This window comes from Cupriavidus pauculus (genome assembly GCF_022179805.1).
GTDB classification, from domain to species: Bacteria; Pseudomonadota; Gammaproteobacteria; order Burkholderiales; family Burkholderiaceae; genus Cupriavidus; species Cupriavidus pauculus_E.
Genome location: NZ_BPUO01000014.1, coordinates 55,617 through 80,946 on the forward strand (window position 1 = coordinate 55,617; position 25,330 = coordinate 80,946).

Genomic DNA, 25,330 nt, shown 5'->3' on the forward strand with positions numbered 1-25,330 from the left:
CGATCCGGCAGACATCAGGGGGCGGGTCGACGGAAGAACAGCGTGACCTGTCCCACCTCGAAACCGAATTTGGTGACGCGCGCCCGGTTGATCATGGTGCGGTCGTCCACCAGCACCATCCAGTCGTCGAACTGCACGTCGTACGTCTTGCCGTCCAACGGTAGCTGGAGCGTGTAGTTCCAGCGCAGTACGTTGCCGCTGGCGCGGCCGGTGGCGTGACCCGTCACATCGGGCGCCGTACCCTGCCAGCTACCGTCGGCGCCGCGCGTCAGCGTCCACGTGCGATGCTGGGTGGTGCCGTCGCCGTACCGGAAATCCTCGTTCAGCACGAAATGGCCGTCCTGGTCACGCCCGTCCAGATCCACATGAAAGCGCTTGACGATCTCGCCGCTGCGTTTCTGGAACATGCCCCACGCCTCGGTCTTGCCCCGGAAGAACGTCGGCACATCGAGCGGCGGCTGTTGATCGGCATAGTGCGAGACGTCCGGGGCGGAACAGGCGGCGCACAGCACCGTGGCACTCGTGACGGTCCAGCGGGCAAGGGGTCTCATGGCGACGGCTCCGGTGAGATGCGCCTGCGGGTGGTCAGGCAGGCCATGGCGCAGAGTTTCAGCAGACACGGCACGCCGGCGTACATCCAGGCCAGTGCATGCCCGGCCTGGCCCGAGGCCAGCGTGCCGGGCTGGTAACCAAGCGATGCCAGCACAGGCAAGGTCAGGCCGGCCAGCGCCAGGCACAGCTTGCCCAGCAGGGTCCAGACGCCGTAGTAGGCGGCGGGGCCTTCGCCGGCCGGGATACGCGTGGCCAGCAGGACTGGCGGCAGCGCCAAGTCGGCACCCAGCGTGAGCCCGGAGATCGCGCAGATGACGAGGAACGGCATCAGATCGCCGGGACCCAGCAGGCTGGCCCAGGCAAATGCGAGCACGGCCAGCAGCATGGCGATGCGCCACGCCTGCAGGGTGCCGATACGCGCGGCAACGCGTACCCAGCCAGGCAGCCCCGCCGCGCCAGCCAGGAAGTAGAGCGTCAGGCATGGCGCCACGGCTGCGGGTTCGCCCAGCCGATCCTCGATGAAGAAGATGGCGAGCGTGGCGGGAACGGCAACCGCCAAGCCATTAAGGAAGTAGGGCGGCAACAGCGCCCGAAACGCACGGTTGGCGCGCAGTGAGTGCCACGGCATCGGCGTGGGATTCGGCGCGGCCTGCCATGCTGGCGCGAATCTCACTACGATCCACAGTCCGCATAGCAGCAGCACCGCAAACAGTGCCGAGAAGACGGTCATGGCCGTGCGTGGCACGGCGTCCGGCGCGGACAGCAGCCACGCGGGCAGGGCGCTGGCAAGCAGTACGCCGACCAGTCCCGCGCCTTCGCGCCATGCCGCCGCACGGGCAAGCGTCCGGTCGTCGCCGGATATCCGTGCGCCCCAGGCCAGGTAGGCGACGTTGAGCAGGCTGTGCCCCACGTAGATCGCCACGAGTGTGACGGCGAGCCAGATCGCCAGCCACGTATCCCCCGAGACCGGTGGCAGCCATAGCGCCGCGAAGGCGATGCCCAGCAATAGCGCGCCCAGCCACATCACCGGAAGCAGGCGGCGGCGTTGGACAAGGGTGTCGATCCATCGGCCCAGCAGCGGGTCCTGGGCGGTGTCGAACAGGCGCGCCGCGAACATGACTATGCCGGCGAGCGAGAGCGACAGGCCGAGCCGCGTGGTGTAGTACGCGGGCGCCTGGACGTAGACCGGCAACGCAGCCATGGCTAGCGGCAGGCCAAGCGCGCCGTAGGCGGCCAGTCGGGCGTTGCCGGGCGCGTTCATTCCGATTGCCCCAGCAACTTCAGCCGCAGGGCCGGCGCCCGCGTGGCGGGGTCTAGCCAGATGGCAAAGAACGCGTGCGCGAGCGCCGCGTCGTCGATCTGGCCGGTCTCGCGGTCATTGGCGTAGAAACGGGCACCCTGGCCGGGCAGGTAGACGCCGGTCAGGCTGTCGCCGGCACGGACATCGACCAATATCTGGCGCAGTGCGTCGCGCCAGCGTTCAAGCGTGGCGTCGGTGATCTTCGAAGCGCCGATGCGTCGGATTTCATCGACGCTGCTCTCGGCCAGCGTCCGGGCGGTGAAGGCCCGGGCGTAGGTAATCCGCAGCGCAAAAGGAGCGTCCAGGCTGGGCGGCAGGCGGGCGGACCAGAGCTGCGCCGTGTAGAGGCGCATGCCAAACCAGCGGTACTCGCCCTCGCCGCTAAGCTGCGCCTGCGGCAGTTCCGCGCGCCAGCCCTCGGCCGCCGCGCAGCCAAGCGAGGCCATCGCCAGCAGGAGCGCGGTCAGCAGGCGGGGCATGCTATGCCTCACGCGTGAGCAGGAACTGCATCACGTCCGTGCGGTCTTCGTCGAAGCCTGCCTCGCAATAGCACAGGTACAGGTGCCACAGGCGCATGAACGCATCGTCGAAACCCTGCGCCATCACGCGGTCGTGGCGGGCCGTGAACTGTTCGCGCCAGAGGCGCAACGTCTCGGCATAGTCGTGGCCGAAGGCCAGCACGGTTCGGGACGTCAGGCCAGACCGGGTGGCCGCCCGGGCAAAGCGCTCGGGGCTTGGCAGCATGCCGCCCGGAAAGATGAACTCGCGGATGAAGTCGCTGCTGGCACGGTAGGCGTCGATACGGTGCTCGGCCATCGTGATCGACTGGACCAGCGCCCGGCCACCGGGGCGCAGACGCTTGTTCAGCATGTCGAAGTACGTGGGCCAGTAGGCTTCGCCCACCGCCTCGAACATCTCGATGGACACGATGGCGTCATAGCAGCCGTCAAGATCGCGATAGTCGCGCAACTCCAGCGTGACGCGGTCCGTCAGGCCGGCTTGCGTCACGCGTTCTTGTGCCAGTGCCAGCTGCGCGGGCGATATCGTGATGCCGTGCACGCTTACGCCGCGCCGGGCCGCATGCAACGCGAAGCCGCCCCAGCCGCAGCCGATTTCCAGCACGCGCATGCCGGGCTGCAGGTCCAGTGCGTCGACGATATGCGCGTACTTGGCTTTCTGGGCGTCGTGCAGCGACTGTTGCGGGTTGTCCGCAAACCATGCCGCGGAATAGGACCACGTGTCGTCGAGCCACAAGGCATAGAAATCGTTGCCCAGGTCGTAGTGCGCGTGGATATTGCGACGGCTTCCGGCGCGCGTGTTCTTGCGCAGCAGATGGCGCAGCTGATACCAGCGGCGCGACAGCCAGTTGCCGGCGACGGTACGCGGAAGCGCGTCCTCATTGCGGAGGGCCAGCCGCAGCAGCGCGGTGACGTCGGGGCTTTCCACCCAGTGATCGCGCCACGCCTCGGCAAAGCCGATGTCGCCGGCACGCAGGATGCGTGCGCAGGCGCGCCAGTCTCGCAGTGTCAGTCGCGCCCCCGGCGACGCATGCGGATCGCCGAAGATCGTCTCGGTGCCGTCCGGCAGCGTCAGCACCAGATGCCCCACTTGCACGCGCGCCAGCGTGGCCAGGAATACGCGGCCGGCGATCGGCATCTCCGTGGACAGGTGGCGGGACAGGGCGCGCAGGCCGAACGTGGAGCGGATCATGGGCGAATATCGTCGAGCGACGATTCCGTGGCCGAGCAGGGCGAGGAGGGCGAGGACGGCGAACGTTGGGCGTGCGCGGGCGGGTGCTTGCCGTGGAAGGGCACGCGCAGCAGCCAGAGCCGCAGCGCCTGCCAGTGGATGCGCGCGGTGACCGACAGCGTGAGCCACGGCTGGCGCAGTACGGCGGCCAGCATTGCTGCGCCTGTCAGCGGGCGTTTGTGTCCGCTGATCGCGGTGCGCAGCAGCATGCCGTCATCGTCGAGGTAGTCGATGCCGACGAACGACGTGGTATCGGATTCGCGCAAGTGCATGGCGTAATGGCCGCGTACGTCGTTGAAGGGCGATACGTGCAGCAACTTGCGCGTGGCCAGCACCGTCCTGTCGTGGATCGGGCCGAGATCCGGGGCTGTCACCATATAGACGTGGCGGCCGCCAAACGTGTTGTTGACCTCGGCCACCAGTGCGCGCAGTTGCCCGTCGCGGTCATGGCAGAACCAGAAGCTCACGGGGTTGAAGACGTAGCCGAAGAGGCGCGGGAAGGTCTGGAGCCAGATCGCACCGTCGTCGGGTAGCCCCATGGCGCCTAGTTGCACCCGCATCCAGGCCGAGAGATCGCTGCCGTCGCGCGGACCGTAGTCGCGGGTGCGCAGGCCGATGAGGGCAGCCCGGTCCACGCCGAACCACCATGTGTCGAGCAGCGGCAGGGCGTCGATATCCAGCCGCAGGCAGAACACCGGATAGACAAAGCGGTGCCGCACCGGCCGCAGGCGGTCGTGCATGACGCGACAGTTCAGCAGCCAGGCTTGAGGGGCGTGAGGGACGTTCATGGCCGGGCCCACTCAGGCAGCGTGCCGAAATCGCTGGCCACGCGCAGCGCGGACTTCAGTCCGTCTTCGTGGAAGCCGTAGCCGGTCCAGGCACCGGCGAACCAGGTACGGCGGGTGCCTTGCAGCGCCGGCAGCGCCTGCTGGGCGGCAATGGCACGCAGGTCGAACAGCGGATGCTGGTACGTGAAGCGGCGCAGTTCGGTGCCGGGCGCGGGGTCGCGGAACGCGTTGAGCGTGACCACCACGGGCGTGCGGAACGGCAATGGCTGGAGTTGGTTGACCAGGTAGCTGACGCAGACCGCCCGCGACATGTCGGCACGCTGCCCGCCCAGGTAGTTCCAGGCGGACCATACGCGCGGGCGGCGCGGCAGCAGCGTGGGATCGGTGTGCAGGATCGCCACGTTAGGTGCGTAGCGCACGGCGCCCAGCAGATCGCGTTCGGCGTCGCTGGCGTCCACGAGCATGCGCAGGCTGTCCGGTGCGTGGGTGGCCAGCACGATGGCATCGAACCGTTGCGTGCCGTCGTCGGTCATGACGCTCACGCCATCGTCGTCACGCCCGATTGCGCGTACCGCGGCGCGCAGGCGCACGTCGGCAAGCTGCGTGGCGATGCGTCGAACATACTCGCGCCCGCCGCCGGACACGGTGCGCCACTGCGGCCGGTTGGTGATCTGCAGCAGCGCATGGTTCAGGCAGAAGCGCAGGAAGGTGGCCGCCGGAAAGCGCAGCACATCGGCCGTGGCGCAGGACCAGATGGCCGCCGCCATCGGCAGCAGGTAGTGCTGGCGGAAGGGCACGCCGTAGTTGCCGGCGATCAGCAGGTCGCCGAGCGAGCAGCCGGTATGGTCCGCGTGCACGAGGTTGCGCCGCGCGGCGCCGTTGAAGCGAACGATATCGCGCAACATGCCCAGAAACGTGGGCGAGAATGCGTTGCGTCGCTGCGCGAACACCGTGTTCAGGCTGGTGCCGGCCCACTCCACGCGCCCGTGATCCATCGACACGGAAAACGACATGTCGCTCGGTTGCGATGCCACGCCAAGCGCGTCGAACAGGGCGACCAGATTGGGATAGGTGCGGTCGTTGAATACCAGGAAACCGGTGTCGACCGGGCCGGTCTGGCCGTCCAGCGTGACATCCACGGTGTTGGTATGCCCGCCCAGGTAATCGCCCGATTCAAACAGCGTGACCTGGTGCCGGCGGGACAGAAGCCATGCAGTGGCCAGGCCGGAAATTCCTGCGCCGATCACCGCGATGCGCTGTCCCTGTGGTGTGACTGATGAAGCATTCACGACCCGTTCCCCTTTGATCTTGTGCTTTTCCGGTGCGTTTTTCGCAGCCGGTGCTAAGATGAGGCTACCGCTTTGGAAAGAAGACTACTACATAGTAGCGAGATTTACTAATGAGTATTTTCGGCAGGCTCAGCTTCAAGGACCAGGCATTCCAGTTGCGTGAGGACGCCATCCTGGACGCGGCCACGCGCATTCTTGCTGGCAAGGGGTTCGACCTGATGACCATGGATGACGTGGCAGGCGAGGTCGGCATTTCCAAGCCCAGCCTCTACAAGCACTTCAAGTCGAAGGACGAACTGGTGGGGGCGGCGATGATCCGCCTGATCGACGGCGCGCTCACGTTCCTGGATGAGTTGGCGCCGGACCTGACCGCGCTGGGGCGGCTACGGGCGCTGCTGGAGTGGGCGCTGAAGGTGCGGCTGGAAGGCGGCCTGCCGTTCCTGCCATCGACGAGTCCCGCCGTGCGCGACATGCTGACGCGCAACCTGCGCTACGTCACGCGCGTGCTCAAGCTAAACGGCATCCTCAAGGGGCTGGTGGCCGACGCCAAGAAAGCGGGCGATCTCGACAGCAAGCTCCCCGACGACGTGATCCTGTTCAGCTACTACTCGCGCACGTGCGATCCGGCCGTGGAATACCTGCGCGTCTACGCCAAGATGGACAACGAGGCGATCGTCAGCCATATGCTGGGCGTGTGCTTCCACGGGATCGGCGCGAACTAGCCTTACAGCAACGTCATCAGAAGCTTGCCGAGCGTGGCCTTGAGCGGCAACTGCGAGCCTGCCAGCACAAGCATGGGCAGCGCGGCCGGCACCACCCCGGAGAGCAGCACCAGCTTGTTCACGAGCACGCCGCGCATGGCCGCCACGGCTTCGTAGATGGCGTGGATATCGGCCACCGGCCCGAGCTCCGGGGCATCGAGCAGCGGGTCGTCGGGATCGCCGGGCTCGCCGTGAATCCATCGCCGGTCCACCTTGCGGCCATGTTCGGCCAGCAACGCGCCGTAGTCGAGCAGGGCCTGCCTGCGCGTGTTGGCGAGCAGCGGCGTGAAGGTCAGCATGGGAATCATCACCAGCACCGTCAGTACCAGCACCAGCGTGCCCATCTGGAAATGCAGCGATGGCAGGGCCACGCCGTGATAGACCACTTCGTGGCCCCAGGCGGAGGCCATCACCGCTGACACGGCGAACGAAAACGGCGCGAAGATAAACGGGATGCGGGACAGGAATCCCAGACCGCCTACGTGATCGGGATGGGTCGGCACGATGCGCAGCGGCAACGACGCGATGCGCATCAGCAGCACGGTGGCCAGCACCAGGCGCCACAGCCAGGCCAGCAGCAGCACATTGAATATCGGCCGTGCCACCAGCAGGAACCACCAGATCGCAAAGCCGCTGGCGCCGCCCATGTCGCCCCAGCGCACCTCGTCCGGATTGGGCGAGACCGATACCGCGATGGCCCAGGCCGCCACCAGTCCGCCGATGATGATCCATGGATAGGCGCGGTCGCGCAGCCGGGCGCCGCTGGCGATGATCGCCTGGAAGCGCGGCGCGAGTTCGGCGTCTATCAGGCCGTTGCGCACCAGTTGCGTCAGGCACAGCGGCACCACCTGATGCGCAATGGCCTCCGCGCCGATCAACAGCGGAATGCCCACCAGGCAGCGGACGTGCAGCGAGTAATGCGCGAGCAGGTATTCGCCGTCGGAGCCGATCATGCGGTCGTTCAGCAGTGCCCAGATGGCAAGGGGCAGCCACGTCAGCATGCTGAAGAACAGGGCGCGCCGGATGATGCCCGTGCCGTGCTCGGGGATCAGGCCGATACGGCGCTGTAGCCGGTACAGCCAGTCACCGCGAACCAGCGAGAACGATGCGGCGATCTCGACGCCGTCCGTGGCATGAACTGCTGGATGACTGGTTTGCATGGTGACTCTCGATCGTCCGTCGCCGCATGTCTCGCGCATCCTTGCAGCGCCGACCTTGCGCGGGAAGTGAATTCTTTGTTCGAACGATCTTAGATGTTTGGGAATCTGGCCGGTATCACGATGGCGAGTGCAACACGTGCGCCATTGCCTATGCTGTGGAGAACGGGTGGCTGGATGGCGGTCTCGTCATCGCGCAAAGTGCCGTTTGCGCTCCATCCGGACGGATTGTGTCGAAGGAAATAATCTCGGCTTGCAGAATCATTCACTTCCTTAATTTCTCCGTAAGGAGAAGTATTCGTATGTAGTCCAGGATTGGGCGAGTTCTCGGACCCTTGTGGTCGAAAGTGAAGGCGAAGATTCATGCGACCCCGCCGGGACATGCGGCGGGACCAGGCAAGGCGGGGCTATGCATCTGCCAAAAGGACGACGCTCCCAATGTCCGATACCAGTACGACGTTTCTGCCGGCCAGCCGTGCGCTCGCACTAGAACTCCGCCTGCTATATGACGCCGCTGCGGGTGTCGCCGTCGAGCATCAGCAGCAGGCACAGCAACCGCAGCCCGACGGCGCGCCGCCGCCCACCCAGGCGCCCGATGCCCATGACGCCCATCCCGCCGGCAAGCAGTTGCTGGTGATCGATGCCCGGGTCAACGGGGCCAGCGAACTCGCGCAAAGTGCGTCGCCCGGTACCGAAGTGCTGGTGGTTGAGGCGGGACAGGATGGCGTGGCCGCAGTGCTCGCCGCGCTGGAACGCATCGGCCAGGTCAGTTCGATCCAGATCCTGGGGCACGGCACGCCCGGTGAAATCACCCTCGGCACCAGCGAGCTGACCGCCAGTTCGGGCGATACCGGCCGTGCCGCCGGCTGGGCCAGTCACCTTACCCAGGACGCCGACATCCTGTTGTATGGCTGCCGCACCGGCGCCGGCGCGGAAGGCGAGGCGCTGATCCAGCGGCTGGCCAGTGTCACTGGCGCGGACGTGGCCGCCTCGACCAACGATACGGGTTCGGCCAGTTCGGGCGGCGACTGGGTGCTGGAAGCCAGCACCGGGCCGATCGAAAGCCACCTCGACGTCAACGCCACCGAACTCGACCACTACAGCGGCCTGCTGGCCAATGCCGCCCCGACCACAACGCTGGGCAGCACTGGCGAAACCATCCTGATCGGCGGCGATGCCTCGGTCAACGTCACGTTTACCAATCCATCGTCGCAACCGGGGTACGCGCCGTATCTCGACGTGCTGATGCCCACCACTGGCTATGACGGCGACGATGGCGTGAGCTTTGTCTCGGCGACCTATCTCGGCACGCCGCTCGTGGCCCACGTGGTGACGTTTGGCGCCGACGGCACCGCACTGCACCCGATTGCCAAGGACGCCAGCGGCAATCCGCTCGTCATCCGCGCCTCCGACTACGGCTACCGCGCGGGCGACCAGCTCGTGGTGCTGGAACTGCCTTACGCCAGTTTCAGCAATGGGCAGCCGTCGGCGACGGTGACCATCAACGTCCATATGAGCGACCTGGCCGATGCCAACAAGCCGCACGTCATCAGCGTGCGCGGCGGCTTTCAGTTCGGTAACGATGCACTGGACAACCCCGCGCAAGACCCGTCGCTGGTGGAGACCGCGTTCGACACCTTCACGCTGCAGTCGACCCCGCTGGAACTGACGCAGACCACCGACATGGTGGAAGGCGAGACCGCCACCGGCGAGAACTTCGAGCATTCGCTGACCGTCACGGCCACGCCGGCCCCCGGCCAGACCTTGAACAACGTATCGATATCGCAGAACCTGCCCGGCACGATCCTGGTCGACAGCATCACGCCGGCCGCGGGCGGCAATATCACGTCGCTGACGCTGGCCGACGGCACGGTCTACACGAACGCCGGCGATATTGCCACGGTGCTGGCTGGCGGCGCTTACGTGAAGTCGTACACGGTGGTCTACGCCGCGATCACCGGGCCCACCAATACCGTGGTGCGTTTTATCGTGCCCCAGACGGACAGCGACGGCAGCAACGTGCTCGACCCGGTCAGCGGCGACGACCGCGGCATTACCGTGGCCGCGCCGCAGGCCACTGCCGACTGGACCCCGCTGGACCCGCGCGATGTTCCCCTGGCGCCCGCGCCGCCGTTCGTCGAAGTGGCGGCCAATGGCGACCCGCTGAGCTTTACCGCCAAGTCGATCACACTGCACAAGAGCGTGAGCATTGGCAGCGATACCGGCACGGCCGGGCTGTCGCCGGGCGACACGCTGGCCTTCCAGTACGACATTGCCGTCTCCGACTATTTCGCGTTCGGCCAGACCCTGCTGCGCACGGGCCAACTCACCATCACCGACACGCTTGGCGACGGCATGACGTTCACCGGCACGCCGGTCATGACGTTCCAGCAGAACGGCCAGTCGTACACGGTGCCGCTGGTCTTTACCCTTGGCGCCAAGGGGCCAAACGGCACGGTCATCACATTCGACCTAGCGCGGTCCATCCGCAATGCTGGCCTGCCGATCGGCATCCTGGCCGGCGACCTGTCGGGCAACAACACGCGCGAAGGCGCCACCATTGCCACCATCCGCTACCAGGCCACGGTGGACGAGGCGTATCAGGCCACGTATCCGCAGAGCGAGATCAACGAGGGCGACAGCCTGGGCAATACCGCCCAGATCGACGGCGTCGTGGCGCTGGACGCCTTCAACTCCGGCGGCGACCAGTCCGATGGTTCGCAGACCACCGTCACTGTGCCCACCAGCTCCATCAGCACCGACGTGTTCCTGGTCAACGGCGTGCCGCCCCAGGGCGACTTCGAATTGCACCCCGGCGATGTGGTCACGTTCCGCATGAGCTATGACCTGACCACTGGCGACTACGAGAACTTCAAGCTGACGGCCTATCTGCCGTTGCCACTGTTCGATGCCAATGTGAGCTGGAGCAATGGCATCGGCGTCAACCAGTGGAGCGCCGGGCCGGGCGACTCGCATCCGGGCTCGGTGATCAGCGTGACGCCTGGCCCCGGCAATTCCGTGATCTTCGATTTCGGCAGCTTCGTGCTGCGCGGCAATATCGTCGGCAACAACCGCATCGAGCTGCTGTTCACGATGCGCGTGGGCGACCAGCCATTTGCCGACCAGCGCTCGATCACCGTGCTGGGCCAGTCGCAGCAGACCACCACCATCGGACAACAGCCGCTGATCAGCACCGATCCGGCCCTGGTGCAGTCGGTGGCCGAGCCGACGCTGAACATCAAGCACGGCGTGGTGTCCAGCACGGGCGGTACCGTCAGCGGTACCACGGGCACGTGGTCGGCGGCGGGCACCGGCGGCGCGGCCTTCACGGGGGCGGTGACCGACCTCGCGGCCGTGGACGGCATGGTCACGAACATGGATGCCGGCGACATCATCCGGCTGGCCACCGCCATCGAGAACACGGGCGGCGGCGGGGCGTTCGATGTCAGCACCACCATCACACTGCCGTCCGGACTGGCCTTCCTGAACGGCAGCCTAAGCGCGGCTAACCTGCGCATCAGCCGGGGCGATGGCACGCTGCTGGTGGCGGGCGTGGACTACACGGTCTCGGGCAACAGCATCACGTTCCTCGATGCCAACAATCAGGCATCGTTGCTGGCGGGGCGTCCCGGCAGCGTCAATGACACCAGCGGCGCCAACGTTGTGGTCATTACCTACGACACGGTGGCGCAGCAGGGCGTACTGGCCGGGCGGAACCTGCAGAGCTCCGGGGTGCTTACGCACTACGCCAGCGTGAACGGCGGCACGGACTTCACGCCGACCGACCTCGTCGACACCGCCGCCGAACTGGTGGCCGTGCCCGTGGTGACCAAGTTCTTCCAGGACGGCACCAGCGTGCCGGCCGACAGCGCGTCCAGCGCCAGCCAGACCACCGGGGCCAACCTCGTCGTCGGCGAGACCATGGTCTACGACATCGTCGTGACGCTGCCCGAGGGCAGCACGCAGAGCCTGTCGCTGACCGATATCGTGCCGGCCGGCATGATGCTCGACACGAGCTTTGGCAACGGCGGCTACCAGCTCATCACCACGCGCTCGGGCAGCGGGGCGCTGGCGGGGGATTTCAACGGCACGGTGACCGTGGCAAGCGTGGGCACGACCGACGGCAACCCGGTGGCCGATGGGTCCGATGCCCGCATCGTCTTCAGCGCTAGCAGCGCGCTGGGCGATAACGTGGTGACCAACAACAGCTTTGTGATCCGCGTGCGGCTGGTGGCCAGTAACGTGATCGGCAACCAGTCCGGCACGCAACTGCCCAACAGCGCCAGCGTGACCTACACCGATCCGGACGGCGATACGCCCAACGGCACGACCGGCGTGGACCGTACCGTCAGCCTGACCGGCGCGCGTCCGACGGTGAGCGTGGTGGAGCCGACCCTGGTGCTTGGCCAGACCGTGGCGACCACGGGTTCCATCGCCGGCGTGGACCGTGGCGACGTGATGACGTACACGATCACCATCAGCAACGGCACCGGCTCCGGCGATTTCAATGCCTATGACGTGCAGTTGCGCGACGTTTTGCCGGAGGAACTCGATGGCGTGACGATCATCGGCGTGACGCTGTCGGGCGGTGCGACCATTTCGGGCCCGGGCGATTTCGTGATCGTCAACGGCGTGCTCCAGACGGCGGCGGGCAGCAAGCTCGACATCCCGCGCGGCGCGAGCGTCGTGATCCAGATCCGTGGCACGGTCAACGCACTGGTGGGTACGTCGGGCTCGATCGACAACCCGGTCAACGTAAGCTGGACCAGCCTGAGCGGGGCCGTGGCCGGCGAACGCACCGGCGCCGATGGCCTGCTCAATACCGGCGTGTTGAACGACTACCAAGTGCAGAACGTCAACGAGACCCGCGTGGCGGCGGGCGGCGCGATCAGCCACGTGGGCGGCATGCTGGACACGCCGCTCGGCACGCCCACCACCGCCGATCCGGAAGATTTGGCCGTGGGTGAGATCGTCCACTACCGCGTGGCCATCCTGGTGCCGGAAGGCGCCACGGCGGACACGTCCGTCCAGGTCGTGTTGCCGGAAGGCATGACGTTCATCAACGATGGCTCGGCGCTGCTGAGCTTCATCTCCGATCCGACCGCTGGGGGCTCGCCAGGGCTGCAGACGCTGGACGGCAGCTTCATCATCGGCGGCACGCTGTATCTGAACGGTGGCGTCAATAATGCGGGCGATACGCTGCTGCAGGGTGACCTGAGTGGCCCGCTGCGCGCGCAGGGCGTGATCGATCCGTCGCGGATCGACACCAGCAATCCACGCGTCGTCACCGTGCGCCTCGGTTCGCTGGTCAACAGCAACCAGGACGCCGATTTCGAGGGCTTCTACTTTGAATTCAATGCGCGGGTGGACAACAGCGCGGGCGTGCAGGCCGGCACCCAGCTACCCGTGCACGCGGTCTTCCTCAGCGGCAGCACCGTGCGCACCACCACCGCTGACGTGATCGAGCGCGTGGTGGAGCCGCAGATCACCAACCTCGACAAGTCGGTCATCGCCTTCAACCCCGGCGTGGGCACGCCGTTCGGCACCGCCACCTACAGCCTGGGATTCAGCAACACCGGCACGTCCACAGCCTACGACGTGGTACTGAGCGACGTGCTGCCGGCGGGCGGGCAGGGGCTTGCGGTGCAGAGCGTGACCATCGACGGTGTGGCGTTCGCGCCCAATGCGCTGCCGGCCGGGTTCACGCTGACGGCGACCGGCAACCAGCTCACGCTGAACATCGCCGCGCTGCAGGCCGGCCATTCGGTGGGCCTGATCTATACCGCCAGCCTGCCCAACAACGTGCTGCTGGCCGACACCAGCGCGACGGTCACGTACACCAGCCTTCCCGACACCTTTTCCAATTTCGCGGGCACCGCGGTCGGCACGGCGGGCAGCGTGACCGGCGAACGGACCGGCAGCCTGTCCGGACCCAACGACTACCAGGACGCCGACGGCGCTGGGGTGAGCTACCTGAGCGGCACGCTCTGGAACGATACCGATTCGGCCACGACCAGCAGCACGCCCGACGGTCCCGGCATCGCCGGGCAGACCGTCACGCTGACCTGGGCGGGCGCCGACAACGACCTGACCACCACCGCCGACAACCAGGTCTACACCACCACCACTGACGCCAACGGCTTCTACAGCTTCGGTGTGCTGGGCCGTGGCGTATTCCGCGTCGATGCACCGCCAACCATCGCGCTGGCGAACCCCACTGGCACGGTCAATGCCCGCATCGACAGCGATGGCGCCACGCAACTGGCGCGCATCCAGTTCACCGATGGCGACGGCGGCGTGGCCGTGGCGGGCAATGTGGGCTACGTGGAACGCAACGACCCGCCCGTCAACAGCCTGCCCGCATCGCCGTCCGTCAACGAGGACACCCCGCTGGCCATCGTCGGCCTGACCATCAGCGATCCGGACGCCGGCACCGGCCTGATCAACGTCACGCTGTCCGTGTCGCACGGCGTGCTGACGCTGAGCCCGGGCGCGGCGGCGATCGTGGCCGGCGCACTCGGCACCGGTTCGTTCACGCTGCAGGGCAGCCAGGCCGACATCAACGCGGCGCTGGCTACGCTCGTATACACGCCATCGGCCAACTTCAATGGCAACGAGACGCTGGTGATCCGCACCGATGACCGGGGCCAGCGCGGCGACGTGGACGGCGACGGCATTCCGTTCGAGCCGACCGACGACAACCTGAGCGACACCGATTCGCTGGCGATCACCGTCATCGCGGTCAACGATGCGCCGATTGCCGTGGCCGATGTCGATACGGCCGTGGAAGCGGGGGGCACCAACAACGGCACGGCTGGCGTCAACCCGACCGGCAATGTCATTGCGAACGACATCGACGTCGACATCGCCACCAACCAGGACGTGCTGACGATTGTCAACGTGAGCTTTGGCGCCACCACCGTCACGGTGGCACCCGGCGTCACGCCAAGCCTGATCGCGGGCAATTTCGGCGTGCTGGAGATGACCGATACCGGCGGCTACCGGTACGTGGTCGACAACAACAACGCCGCCGTGCAGGCGCTGCGGCTGTCCACCGACAAGCTGACCGAAGTCTTCACCTATACCATCACGGACCTCGCCGGCGTCACCAGCACAGCCACGCTGACCATCACGATCCAAGGCGCCAACGACACGCCGACGGCCGTGAACGACACCGGCGACGCCACCGAGGCCGGTGGCGCTGCCAATGGCACCCCGGGCAGCGACGGGCTGGGCAATGTGCTCGGCAATGACACCGATGTCGACGCCGGCGACAGCAAGTCCGTGACGCGCTTTGCGTCGGGCGTGCTTGGCTCGCTCGGGCCGATCGTCGCCGTGCCAGCAGGCGGCACGGCCGATAGCGGCGGCGCGTCCACGTTGGGGCAGTTCGGCACGCTGCGCATCGGCGCCGACGGCAGCTTCCACTATGTGATCGAGAACAACAATGCGCAGGTGCAGGCGTTGAACGTCGGCGGTACGCTGACCGATACCTTCTCGTACGAGGTGACCGACGTGGGCGGCCTGCGCTCGGTGGCCGTGCTGACCATCACCATCCACGGCGCCAACGACAACCCGGTGGCGGTGGACAATGCCGCCAGCGCATCGGCCGCCCAGGTGGACGTGGGCACCGGCACGGTGATCGGCACACCCGTGAACCCGACCGGCAACGTGATCCTCGACGAGCGCGTGCCGGGCGCGAGCGGCGAGATCGACAGCGACGTCGACAATCCCGTCGCCTCGGACGTGGTCAGCCAGATCCGCCCGGATGCCACCGGCGCGACGGACACCGCCGTCACGGCCGGAGGCGTCACGATCAACGGCGCCTACGGGCAACTCGTCATCAATCCCGATGGCAGCTACCAATACCTCGTCGACAGCACCAATGCGGCGGTGGTGGTGCTTGGCCCCAACGACACGCTGCAGGATGCGTTTGTCTACACGCTGCTCGACCCGGGCGGCGGCACGTCGACGGCGCGCCTGATCGTGACCGTGCACGGCGTCAACGACAACCCCGTGGCCAATGACGTGTCCGCCACGGCGAGCGAAGCAGGCGGCGTGGCCAACGGCAGCGGCGGCGCGCCCGCCACCGGCGACGCCACGGCCAACGACATCGATCCCGACGGCGATACGATCACTGTCGTCAACATCGCGTTCGGCGGCACTTCGCTTGCCGTGCCGGTCGGCGGATCGGTGACCATCGCGGGCCTGTACGGCAGCCTGACCATCAACGATCACGGGGAGTTCACCTACAACGTGAACGACTCGCTGGCCGTGGTGCAGGCGCTGCGGCGGCCCACCGACACGCTGACCGAGGTTTTCACGTACACCGACAGCGACGGCGCGCTGACCAGCTCGGCGCTGATCCACATCCGCATTACCGGTACCAACGACAACCCGGTGGCCGTCAACGACGCCACCTTCGCGCTGGAAGCCGGCGGCGCGGGCAATGCGGGCCTCGATCCGGTCGGCGACGTGCTGGCCAACGACAGCGATGTCGATGCCAATGGCGAGACCAAGGTCGTCGCCGGCGCCCGCGCGGGCGTCGAATCGGCCGGGGCCGTCGCCGACAGCATGTCATCATCGATCCAGGTGGTGGGCCAGTACGGCACGCTGGTGCTCAATACCGACGGCACTTTCCGCTACGTGGTGGACAACGCCAATCCCTTGGTCGACGGGCTCAATATCGGCCAGTCGCTTTCGGAGACGTTTACCTACAAGGTGCGCGACGCGGCCGGCGCCACCGACCTGGCCGAACTGGTGGTCACGATCAACGGCGCCAATGACCCGCCCGTGGCGGCCCCGCAGCGCGCCGACGCGTTCGAAGCTGGCGGCCTCGCCAACGGCACGCCGGGCAGCAATCCGGCAGGCAACCTGCTGGTGGCCAGTACCGACGTGGACGACTTCACCCGCACCGTCACGGCGTTCCGCACCGGGGACCGAAGCGCGACTGGGTCGGTGACCTTCGGCACCATCGGCCAATTGCTGCGCGGCCACTACGGTTCGCTGCTGGTGAATACCGACGGCAGCTACCAGTACTTTGTCGACAACGACGACCCGACCGTGCAGCGGCTGCGCACGGCTGGTGACACGCTGACCGAATATTTCACGTTCTTCGTCACCGACAACGGCGGCCTGAGCGACTCGAACAACCTTGTCGTCGTCATCCACGGCGCCAACGACACCCCGATAGCGGTGGCGGACGGCAGCACCGCCATCGAACGCGGCGGCACCTTCAATGGCACGCCGGGGCAGGCCGCTATCGGCAACGTGCTCAACAACGACACCGACATCGATAGTGGCGACTCCAAGACGGCCACCGCCATCCAGACGTCGGGCGGCGCGACCGGCGTCATCGGCACGTCGCTCACTGGACTCTATGGCGGGCTGGTTCTCAACGCCGACGGCAGCTACGTCTACAGCGTCAACGACAGCCTTGCGGCGGTGCAGGCGCTAAAGGCGGGCGAGTCACTGACGGAGACCTTCACCTACACGATGCGCGACACCGGTGGCTTGACGAGCCAGGCCACGCTGACTATCACGATCCTCGGCCGCTACGACGCGCCGGTTGGCGTAGACGACACCACCGACGCCACGCCGGCTTCGTCTGTTACGCCGGCCATCGATGCCACCGGCAACGTACTGCCCAACGATACCGACGTCGATGCCGCCGACACCCGCGCGGTGAGCGGCATCCGTGCCGGCGCCGAAGCGGCTGGCGGGACGCTGACCGACGTAGGCACCGGCACCGTGCGCGTGAATGGCCTGTACGGCTTCCTCGAAATCGGTCCGGACGGCAGCTTCCGCTACCACGCTGACGAAACCAATCTCGTCGTCCGGGCACTGTCACCCGGGCAGAGCCTGACCGAGCGCTTCACCTATCAGGTGGTAGACGGCGGCGGCCTGGTCGACCTGGCACAACTGACCGTGACCATCCACGGAGTCAACGACCTGCCGCATGCGCCCGATGTGCTGACGCTGGCCGTCGAAGCTGGCGGCGTGAACAACACCACGCCGGGCCGCGATCCGGTGGGCAACGCGCTGGTCAACGCCACCGATCCGGAGAACGGGCCACTGACCGTGGTGGGTATCCGCACCGGCTCGGAGACCGGCAGTGGCACGGCCGGCTTGATCGGCGTGCCGTTGCGCGGCCAGTACGGCACGCTGGTGCTGCGCGCCGACGGCAGCTTCACTTACATCGTCGACAACGACCTGCCGGCGGTACAGGCACTGCGCAACCCCTCGGACATCCTGCTCGACAACTTCACCTACACCATCAGCGACAACTTCGGTGGGCAGGACCAGGCCAATCTGCGCGTGCTGATCTTCGGCAAGGACGACACGCCGGTAGCGGTCAACGACCAAGGCGCGGCCATCGAGGCCGGCGGGCATCTGAATGCCGTCCCGGGGGCCGACGCGGTTGGCAATGTGCTTGCCAACGATACCGACGTCGATGACAACGACACCAAGACCGTGACCGTGATCACCGGCCCGACCGGCGACGGCGTGGTGGCCGGTGCCACGGTGGGCCGCTACGGCACGCTGACGGTGCAGACTGATGGCAGCTACCGCTACGTGGTGGACAACGACAACCCCACCGTACAGGCGTTGCGCACGGCGGGCGAGACGCTGACCGAGGTCTTCACATACACGGTGACCGATGCCGGCGGCCTGTCGGCCGTGGCCACGCTGACGATCACCATCGCCGGCCAGAACGATGCGCCGGTGGCGCACGACGACGCCGGTGCCGTGGACAACACGCGCGCCGAAACGTCCACGTCCGGCAACGTGCTGCCCAACGACAGCGATGTGGATGGTGGCGATCATCTCGAAGTGATCGGCGTGCGTCCGGGCACCGAGGCGCAGGGTGGGACAGCAGTCCCGCCGGGCACGCGCATCGCCGGTGCCTACGGCTTCCTGACCCTCAATGCGGACGGCAGCTACACGTACGAGATCGACCTGACCAATCCGGCCGTGCTGCAGGCGGCGGGCCGTGGCCCCATCCTGCAGGACACGTTCACTTACACCATTGAGGACCTGGCAGGCGCGACCGACCAGGCGCAACTGGTCATCACGCTCAATATCGACGCCCCGTACGTGCCGCCGCCGACTTTCAACTATTTCTCCGATCTGGATGAGCCGGGGAGACGCGGAGGCACGAACCTGGGCGTGGACCCCGTGGTCTTCGTGACGCCGGAAGTGCGCGACGCGGCCCGCGCGGGAGAAATGGGCAACTTCTACATTCGCGGGGAGCGTCCGGACCTGTTCCTGCCGCCGGAGATCCGCGCCACATCCATCGCCGCCGGGCTGGGGCAGGACCCGGACAACGCGTTGATGCTGCAGTCCACCTTGCGGCAGCTCCAGGCGATTGCCAGTCTGGAGGCCGCCCGCATGGCCGGACGACACGGCGTGGTTTCGCTATCGGCCGACGGCTGGTTGCCCGACCCGTCGGTGTTCGCGCTGAAAGGCATTGAGGCGCGCCCGGAGAAGCCCGCCGAGAAATCCGAGCCGCAGCGCGGCAAGCCCGGCCAGCGCGCCAAGCCCAGCGCCACCGGGCCGCGTGCCGCGGCGTCGTTCAGCGAACAGGTCCGCCAGCTTGCCGCCCGCGCTGTGACGCCGGCAGACGGTTCCAGACAGGAGCAACCATGAAGCGACGCTTTCACCGGCCGATCCTGCTGGCCGTCGCCTCCACGCTGATGGGGACAGCGTGCACCACGGTCACCACGCCGCAGCCTTACACACCGGACCAGGTCCGGCAGCGTGCGGCGGACGACCGGCGCGACATCTACAACGAGCAGGAGCCCGTGACACACCCGATCACGTTCTACGAGGCCGCGGCGCGGGCGCTTAAATACAACCTGGACTACCGGCTGAAGCTGATGGAAAGCTCGCTGTCGCGCAGCCTGGTGGACGTGACGCAGCACGAGATGCTGCCCAAGCTGGTGGCGGGGGCCGGCTACACGTGGCGCAACAATGATTCCGGCGGCACGTCCGTCGGCATCGAGGACGGACAGGTCAGCTTGCGTCCGTCGACGTCGGAACAGCGCTACCACCGGCTGGCCGATCTCAACCTGACATGGAGCACGCTCGACTTCCTGGTGGCCTACGAGCGCACGCAGCAGAAGACCGACCAGGTGCTGATGGCCGAGGAACGGCGCCGCAAGGTCGTCCAGAACGTGCTGCAGGACGTGCGCAATGCCTATTGGCGCGCGCTGGGCGCGCAGCGGCTGATCGGCAACGTCGACGGCTTGCTGGTGAAGGTCAACGACGGCCTGAAGAACGCGCAGGAAGCCGAGGAAAAGGGCTACCTGCCGCGTGCCCAGGCCCTGGCATACCAGCGCGCGCTGCTCGATGCGGTGAGCCTGCTGTCCACGCGCCGGCAAGACCTGGAACTGGCCCGCGCCGAACTGGCGGCGCTGATGTCGATGCCGCCGGGCGAGAAGTACGAACTGGCCGACGGCCCCGAACTGGCCATGCCGTTCGACCGCTTCGACATCGGTGCGCTGGAACAGGCCGCGCTGGAGAACCGCCCCGAGGTCATGGAGGAGTGGTATCGCAAGCGCGTCAGCGAGAACGACATCAAGATCGCCAAGGCCGAACTGTGGCCGAACCTGACGCTGGACCTGGGCGGGCACTACGACTCCAACGACCTGCTGTTCAACAACACGTGGGCGGCGGTGGGCGTGCGTGTGTCGTACAACCTGTTCAACCTGCTGAAGAAGCCCGCGCTGGATGCTGCCCAGGATGCCCAGAACAAGGTGTCGGACATGCGCCGGCTGTCGTTGTCGATGGCGGTGCTGACGCAGGTGCGCGTGGCCGTGCAGCGCTACCACCTGGCGCGCGAACAGCTCGACTTCGCCGATCGCAGTATGAAGGTGGACGGCCGCATGCGCGACTTTGCCGAAGCCAGCGCGCGGGTGTCGGCGGACTCGAAGCTGGAGTTCATCCGCGCCGACGCACGCTGGTTGCTGGCGCAGTACCAGCGCTATGCCGCGTACTCGGAGGCGCAGGCCGCGTGGGGGCGCCTCTATAACTCGATCGGGCTCGATGTGATGCCCGACCAGATCGGCAGTCACGACGTGGCCACGCTGGCGGCCGGCATCGAACGGACACTGCAGGGCTGGGAGCAGCAGACCTTCCAGGCGCCGCAATCGCAGCAGACGCCGCCATCACCGCAATCGCCGCAGGGGCCGCAGCCAGCGCCGACAACGGGCGGGCCGCAAGTCTCGCAAGGTGCGACCGTTTCCGCGACGGTTGCGCAGGTTCTCCAGATGTCGTTGCCATTGCCATCCACACCGCCTCGGCCGCCGATGACTCCAACTACCGTTCAACCCGTCCAGCCATCCCAGCCAACATCGACCAATCCATGATCGCGCCTCTGGCATCTTTTCACACCCGGATGGCGCTGCGCCTGGCCACGGCCACGATGGCGGCGATGGCCATCCCGGCGGCGGCTGCCGCACCGGGCACCGACCCCGGCGCCATCCGCGTACTGCTCAGCGCCGACCCCGAGAGTACCGTCGCCGCCACCATGAGCGGCACCATCGTCAAGCTGCTGGCCGCGCTGGGGCAGACGGTCGGCAAGGGCAAGGTACTGGTGCAGATGGATTGCGCCGAATCCCGCGCCCGTCAAGGCATGGCCGAGGCCGAACTGGCGGGCGCCGTTGAAACGCTGCAGGCCAAGTCCGCACTGCGCAAGCTGGACGCCGTGGGGGATACCGAACTGAACCTGGCCAAGTCCGCCGCCGACCGTGCAGCGTCCGCCGTGACGCTGGCCAAGACACAGGTAAGCCACTGCTCGGTGGAAGCCCCATTTTCGGGCCGCGTGGCCAAGGTCTATGTGCGGCCGCATGAGAGCGTAAACGCCGGGGCGCCGCTGGTGGACCTGGTCAGCGACGGCCCGATCAAGCTGCGGCTGAACATCCCGTCGACCATGCTGCGCACCGTGAAGATCGGCACGTTGTTCACCGTCAGCATCACCGAGACCGGCAAGAGCTATGGGGCGCGGGTGTCGGCCATGAACTCGCGGGTGGATGCGGTGGCGCAGTCCATCGAGATCGAAGGGCGCCTGCAGGCACCGGCCACCGACCTGTTGCCGGGCATGAGCGGCGTGGCGCAGTTCCCGCCGGCCACGGCAGTCACGCAGGCGAGGTGACGCCATGCAGGCACAGCCCCAGGGTGACGTCGTCCTGCTGCTGCAGCTCGCCGAGCTGGAAAGCCTGTCGCGGCAGGCCGATACGGTGCAGCAGCTCAGCTTCCATATCGCCAACGATGCCTATCCGTTGCTGCGCTACCGGCAGGCGCTGGTGTTCGAATCGCATGCGGGCGGCCTGCGCCTGCTGAACATCTCGGGGATGGTGTCGCTGGACGAGCAGTCGCCCTATGTGGTGTGGCTGGGCTATGCGCGCACGTGGTTGCGCCAGCGGCTGACCAGCGGCGAGCCCCAATGGCTGACGCCGGCCGACGCCGCCCAGGCCAGCGAGATCGTGCGTGGCGGCTGGGAGGAGTGGTGGTCGGGCGGCATCTGGGCGCTGCCACTGAAGACGCGTGGCGGCCAGGTGCTGGGCTGGGCGATCTTCCTGCTCGATGCGGTGCCGTCGGCGGGGCACAGTATCGTGATGACGCGCCTGTCGCAGGCGTGGGGCTATCACTGGGAGATGCTGGCCCGGCGCCAGCCAAAGCTGTCGCGCTGGTGGGGCACGCGAACTCGCCGCATCGCCATTGCCGTGGCGTTGCTGGTGCCGTTAATTCCCGTGCGGCAGAGCGCGCTGGCGCCCGCCGAGATCACGTCGCTCGATCTGCAGATGGTGAGCGCGCCCATCGAAGGCGTCATCAAGGTCATTCACGTCAAGCCGAACCAGACCGTCAAGGCAGGCCAGCCGCTGTTCTCGCTGGACGACACCACGCTTGCCCACCGGCTCGACGTTGCCGCACAGGCCGTTGCGGTGGCCGACGCCGAGCTGCTGGCCGCGCGGCAGAGTTCGTTCCGCAACGACGACAGCAAGGCGCAACTCACCACGCTGCAGAGCAAGGCCGAGGAGCGCCGCGCGGAACTGGAGTCGATCCGTTCGCAGCTTCAACGCCAGACCGTCTTTGCCCCGCGCGATGGCGTGGCCGTGTTCGCCGATATCAATGACTGGCTCGGCAAGCCCGTGGTGACTGGCGAGCGCATCATGCAACTTGCCAATCCTGACCAGCCCGCGATGCTGATCCAGCTTCCGGTGGCCGACGCCATGACGCTGGCGGTGGGCGCCCCGGTAAGCCTGTTCCTGACGGTGCGACCGTTAAAGCCGCTGACGGGCACGCTGATCGAAACCAGTTACCAGGCGGTGCCGACACCCGAGGGCGTGCCGAGTTACCGCCTGCGTGCCAGCATCGACCCCGCCGAAAACGCTGAAAACGCCGAACCCGGCGTGGCCCGTATCGGCCTGAAAGGCACCGCGCGCATCAAGGGTGGATGGTCAGTGCTTGGCTATGAAATCCTGCGCCGCCCGCTGGCCAGCCTGCGGGCGCTGACGGGCCTGTGAGCCGATCATGGCCAGCGTCTTGCCCAACCAAGGCCAGCCCAGCCCCGAAGACCTGCCGCTGCCCCCGGTGCGAGATGACCTGCGCATCTTCCCCGGTGCCGCGCATACCGACGGTAGCCCGGCGTGGATCATCGAAGACCCGGTGCGCAACCGGCATTTCCGCATCGGCTGGCTCGAATTCGAGTGCCTGCAGCGTTGGCACCTGGTGCCGGCCGTCGCCGCGCGGCAGATCCGCGAGAGCACACCTTTGCACGCGCTGAGCGGCCAGATCCTCGCCTTTGCCGCCTTCCTGCAAGCCAACCTGTTGTTGCGTCCGGCACCGGGCCGCAGCCAGGACATGGCGGCCTCGCACGCGCCGCGCGCGTGGCTGACGTGGCGATGGTGGCTGCACCACTATCTGTTCTTCCGCATACCGCTGCTGCGCCCGACGTACCGCATGCGATGGGTGTACGCGCATCTGCAATGGATTTTCCGGCCGTCCACAGCGTGGGCGGTGATTGCGCTGACGCTGGTCGGCATTGCCTTGACGCTGCGGCAGTGGGACACATTCCGCCACACGCTGTTCGAATCGATCTCGCTGGAGGGCGCGGTGGGCTTTGCCTGCGCGCTGGTGGTGGCCAAGACGCTGCACGAACTCGGCCACGCATTGGTGGCCACGCATTTTGGGGTGAGGGTGGGGCACATGGGCGTGGCGTTCCTGGTGATGTGGCCCATGCTCTATACCGACACCAGCGAATCATGGCGACTGACTCAGGCGCGCCAACGCCTGGCTATCGCCAGTGCTGGCATCGTGACCGAATTGATCATCGCGGGGCTCGCCACGTTGGCCTGGGCCTTGCTGACGCCGGGCCCGATGCGCCAGGCGTGCTTCTATCTGGCCACGACGAGCTGGGTGCTGTCGCTGGCGCTTAACGCCAGCCCGTTCATGCGCTTCGACGGGTACTTCATCCTGTCGGACCTGCTCGACCTGCCCAACCTGCACGAACGCGCTGGCGCACTGGCCCGCACCGCAATGCGGCGCCTGCTGTGGGGGTGGAACGACCCATGGCCCGAACCGTTGCCAGCCCCGTTGCGGCACAAGCTGATTGCTTTTGCCTGGGTGACGTGGTGCTACCGGCTGGTGGTGTTTCTCGGCATTGCGCTGGTGGTCTATCACCTGTTCTTCAAGGCGCTCGGTGTGTTCCTGTTCGCCGTCGAGATTGTGTTCTTCATCGCCATGCCGATCTGGAGGGAACTGAAAGTGTGGATCCGACGCCGTGCCGAGACGCCCAGGCCGCGTCGCGGCCTGTTGCTGGCCGCCTTGCTGGCGGTGCTGGTCGTGTTGGCCGTGCCCTGGCCAACGGGCGTGCGTGCGCCGGCCCTGGCCCACAGCGCCCGCCAGTGGACCGCGTACTCACCAGTGCCGGCCGAGATGGTCACGCGCACCCCGGCGGGCACGGTCAAGGCGGGGGCGCCGCTGATCCAGCTTCGTCAACCCGAACTTGCCAGCGAGAGCGTCGCCGCCCGCGCCAGCGTGGCGGGCAATAACGCGCGGCTCACCGGGCTGCTGGACTTGCGCCGAGGCATCGAGCAGCAGGCGGCCACGCTGGAAGCCTTGCAACAAAGCCTGGCGCGCGTGCGTGCCGTCCAGGCGGAAGAACACCGCCTGCTGCTGGTGGCACCCTTCGACGGGGCCTGGGTCGATGTGCCGGACGACGTGCGTGAGGGCACGTGGGTGGGGCCGAAGCAAGTGCTCGGCCGGCTGATCGACCCGTCGCACTGGCAAGTCGATGCCTACGTAGGCGAGGCCGACATCCAGTACCTGCGCCTTGGCGCACGCGCGTGCTTCTACGCCGAGACGCATCCGGATCGCTACTGCGGGGTGATCCGCGCGATTTCCCCATCGCGCAGTGCGCACATTCCGTCTCCCCATCTCACCACGCCACACGGCGGACCGATCGCGGCCGTGGAAAAGCAGGGCGTGCTGCTGCCGGAAGCGGCGCTCTACCTGGTGCAGATCGAACTGTCCGATCCATTGCCGTCGCTGACGGAACTGCGTGGGCGCGTCTACCTTGCCGGCGAGTTACGCAGCCGCCTGGGCGACTGGCTGCGCAACGTGCTGAGTGTGGGCATTCGGGAGGCGGGGTTCTAGGGCAGCCACGCCCGGAAGGTGTAGCATCCCGATTTATGCGTGAAACGCAATCACAAGCGTAAATAGTTTGCAGTTGTAA

At 67.0% G+C, this 25,330-nt stretch carries 13 protein-coding genes; 6 read left to right on the forward strand and 7 right to left on the reverse strand.

Translation table 11 applies throughout. From position 1 onward, the window contains the following. Nucleotides 1–14: 14 nt before the first annotated feature. From MFF62_RS24095 to MFF62_RS24120, 6 genes are read right to left on the reverse strand one after another with little or no spacing between them, the layout of a single operon-like run. The gene (locus MFF62_RS24095; RefSeq protein ID WP_238265643.1) at nt 15–551 is read right to left on the reverse strand and encodes a DUF3833 domain-containing protein; all 537 of its coding nucleotides are present in this window, start codon (nt 549–551) and stop codon (nt 15–17) included. Next, the gene (locus MFF62_RS24100; RefSeq protein ID WP_238265644.1) at nt 548–1,813 is read right to left on the reverse strand and encodes an MFS transporter; all 1,266 of its coding nucleotides are present in this window, start codon (nt 1,811–1,813) and stop codon (nt 548–550) included. The genes MFF62_RS24095 and MFF62_RS24100 overlap by 4 nt, the downstream gene beginning before the upstream one ends. Then, nucleotides 1,810–2,331, reverse strand: a complete 522-nt coding sequence (locus MFF62_RS24105) for a chalcone isomerase family protein (protein WP_238265645.1) — start codon at nt 2,329–2,331, stop codon at nt 1,810–1,812. Before MFF62_RS24105 ends, MFF62_RS24100 begins: the two co-directional genes overlap by 4 nt. A gap of 1 nt (nt 2,332) precedes the next feature. Next, on the reverse strand, nt 2,333–3,562 hold the full coding sequence (locus tag MFF62_RS24110; RefSeq protein WP_238265646.1) for an SAM-dependent methyltransferase: 1,230 nt from the start codon (nt 3,560–3,562) through the stop codon (nt 2,333–2,335). Next, entirely contained in the window at nt 3,559–4,389 is an 831-nt protein-coding gene (locus tag MFF62_RS24115; RefSeq protein WP_238265647.1) for a DUF1365 domain-containing protein, read from the reverse strand. The genes MFF62_RS24110 and MFF62_RS24115 overlap by 4 nt, the downstream gene beginning before the upstream one ends. After that, nucleotides 4,386–5,678: an NAD(P)/FAD-dependent oxidoreductase gene (locus tag MFF62_RS24120; RefSeq protein WP_238265648.1), complete on the reverse strand. Its 1,293-nt coding sequence runs from the start codon at nt 5,676–5,678 to the stop codon at nt 4,386–4,388. Before MFF62_RS24120 ends, MFF62_RS24115 begins: the two co-directional genes overlap by 4 nt. A gap of 110 nt (nt 5,679–5,788) precedes the next feature. Here MFF62_RS24120 and MFF62_RS24125 point away from each other — a divergent pair, with 110 nt between their 5' ends. Next, nucleotides 5,789–6,400, forward strand: coding sequence for a TetR/AcrR family transcriptional regulator (locus MFF62_RS24125; RefSeq protein WP_238265649.1), 612 nt, complete (start codon nt 5,789–5,791; stop codon nt 6,398–6,400). 2 nt (nt 6,401–6,402) lie between these two features. Here the strand turns inward: MFF62_RS24125 and MFF62_RS24130 are convergent, their stop codons facing one another. Next, nucleotides 6,403–7,599 (reverse strand): hypothetical protein, encoded by a 1,197-nt coding sequence (locus tag MFF62_RS24130; protein WP_238265650.1) that lies wholly within the window; start codon nt 7,597–7,599, stop codon nt 6,403–6,405. Between the two features lie 435 nt (nt 7,600–8,034). Between MFF62_RS24130 and MFF62_RS24135 the strand changes: the two genes are divergently transcribed. Genes MFF62_RS24135 through MFF62_RS24155 form a run of 5 tightly spaced genes read left to right on the forward strand, consistent with a single transcriptional unit; the run spans nt 8,035 to nt 25,251 of the window. After that, nucleotides 8,035–19,242: a VCBS domain-containing protein gene (locus MFF62_RS24135; RefSeq protein WP_238265651.1), complete on the forward strand. Its 11,208-nt coding sequence runs from the start codon at nt 8,035–8,037 to the stop codon at nt 19,240–19,242. Further along, the gene (locus MFF62_RS24140; protein WP_082926183.1) at nt 19,239–20,963 is read left to right on the forward strand and encodes a TolC family protein; all 1,725 of its coding nucleotides are present in this window, start codon (nt 19,239–19,241) and stop codon (nt 20,961–20,963) included. The genes MFF62_RS24135 and MFF62_RS24140 overlap by 4 nt, the downstream gene beginning before the upstream one ends. Beyond that, the gene (locus MFF62_RS24145; RefSeq protein WP_238265652.1) at nt 20,960–21,748 is read left to right on the forward strand and encodes an efflux RND transporter periplasmic adaptor subunit; all 789 of its coding nucleotides are present in this window, start codon (nt 20,960–20,962) and stop codon (nt 21,746–21,748) included. The genes MFF62_RS24140 and MFF62_RS24145 overlap by 4 nt, the downstream gene beginning before the upstream one ends. 4 nt (nt 21,749–21,752) lie before the next feature. Beyond that, nucleotides 21,753–23,120 (forward strand): efflux RND transporter periplasmic adaptor subunit, encoded by a 1,368-nt coding sequence (locus MFF62_RS24150; RefSeq protein WP_238265653.1) that lies wholly within the window; start codon nt 21,753–21,755, stop codon nt 23,118–23,120. Nucleotides 23,121–23,127: 7 nt separating this feature from the next. After that, the gene (locus MFF62_RS24155) at nt 23,128–25,251 is read left to right on the forward strand and encodes a site-2 protease family protein (protein WP_238265654.1); all 2,124 of its coding nucleotides are present in this window, start codon (nt 23,128–23,130) and stop codon (nt 25,249–25,251) included. The last annotated feature ends 79 nt before the right edge of the window (nt 25,252–25,330 follow it).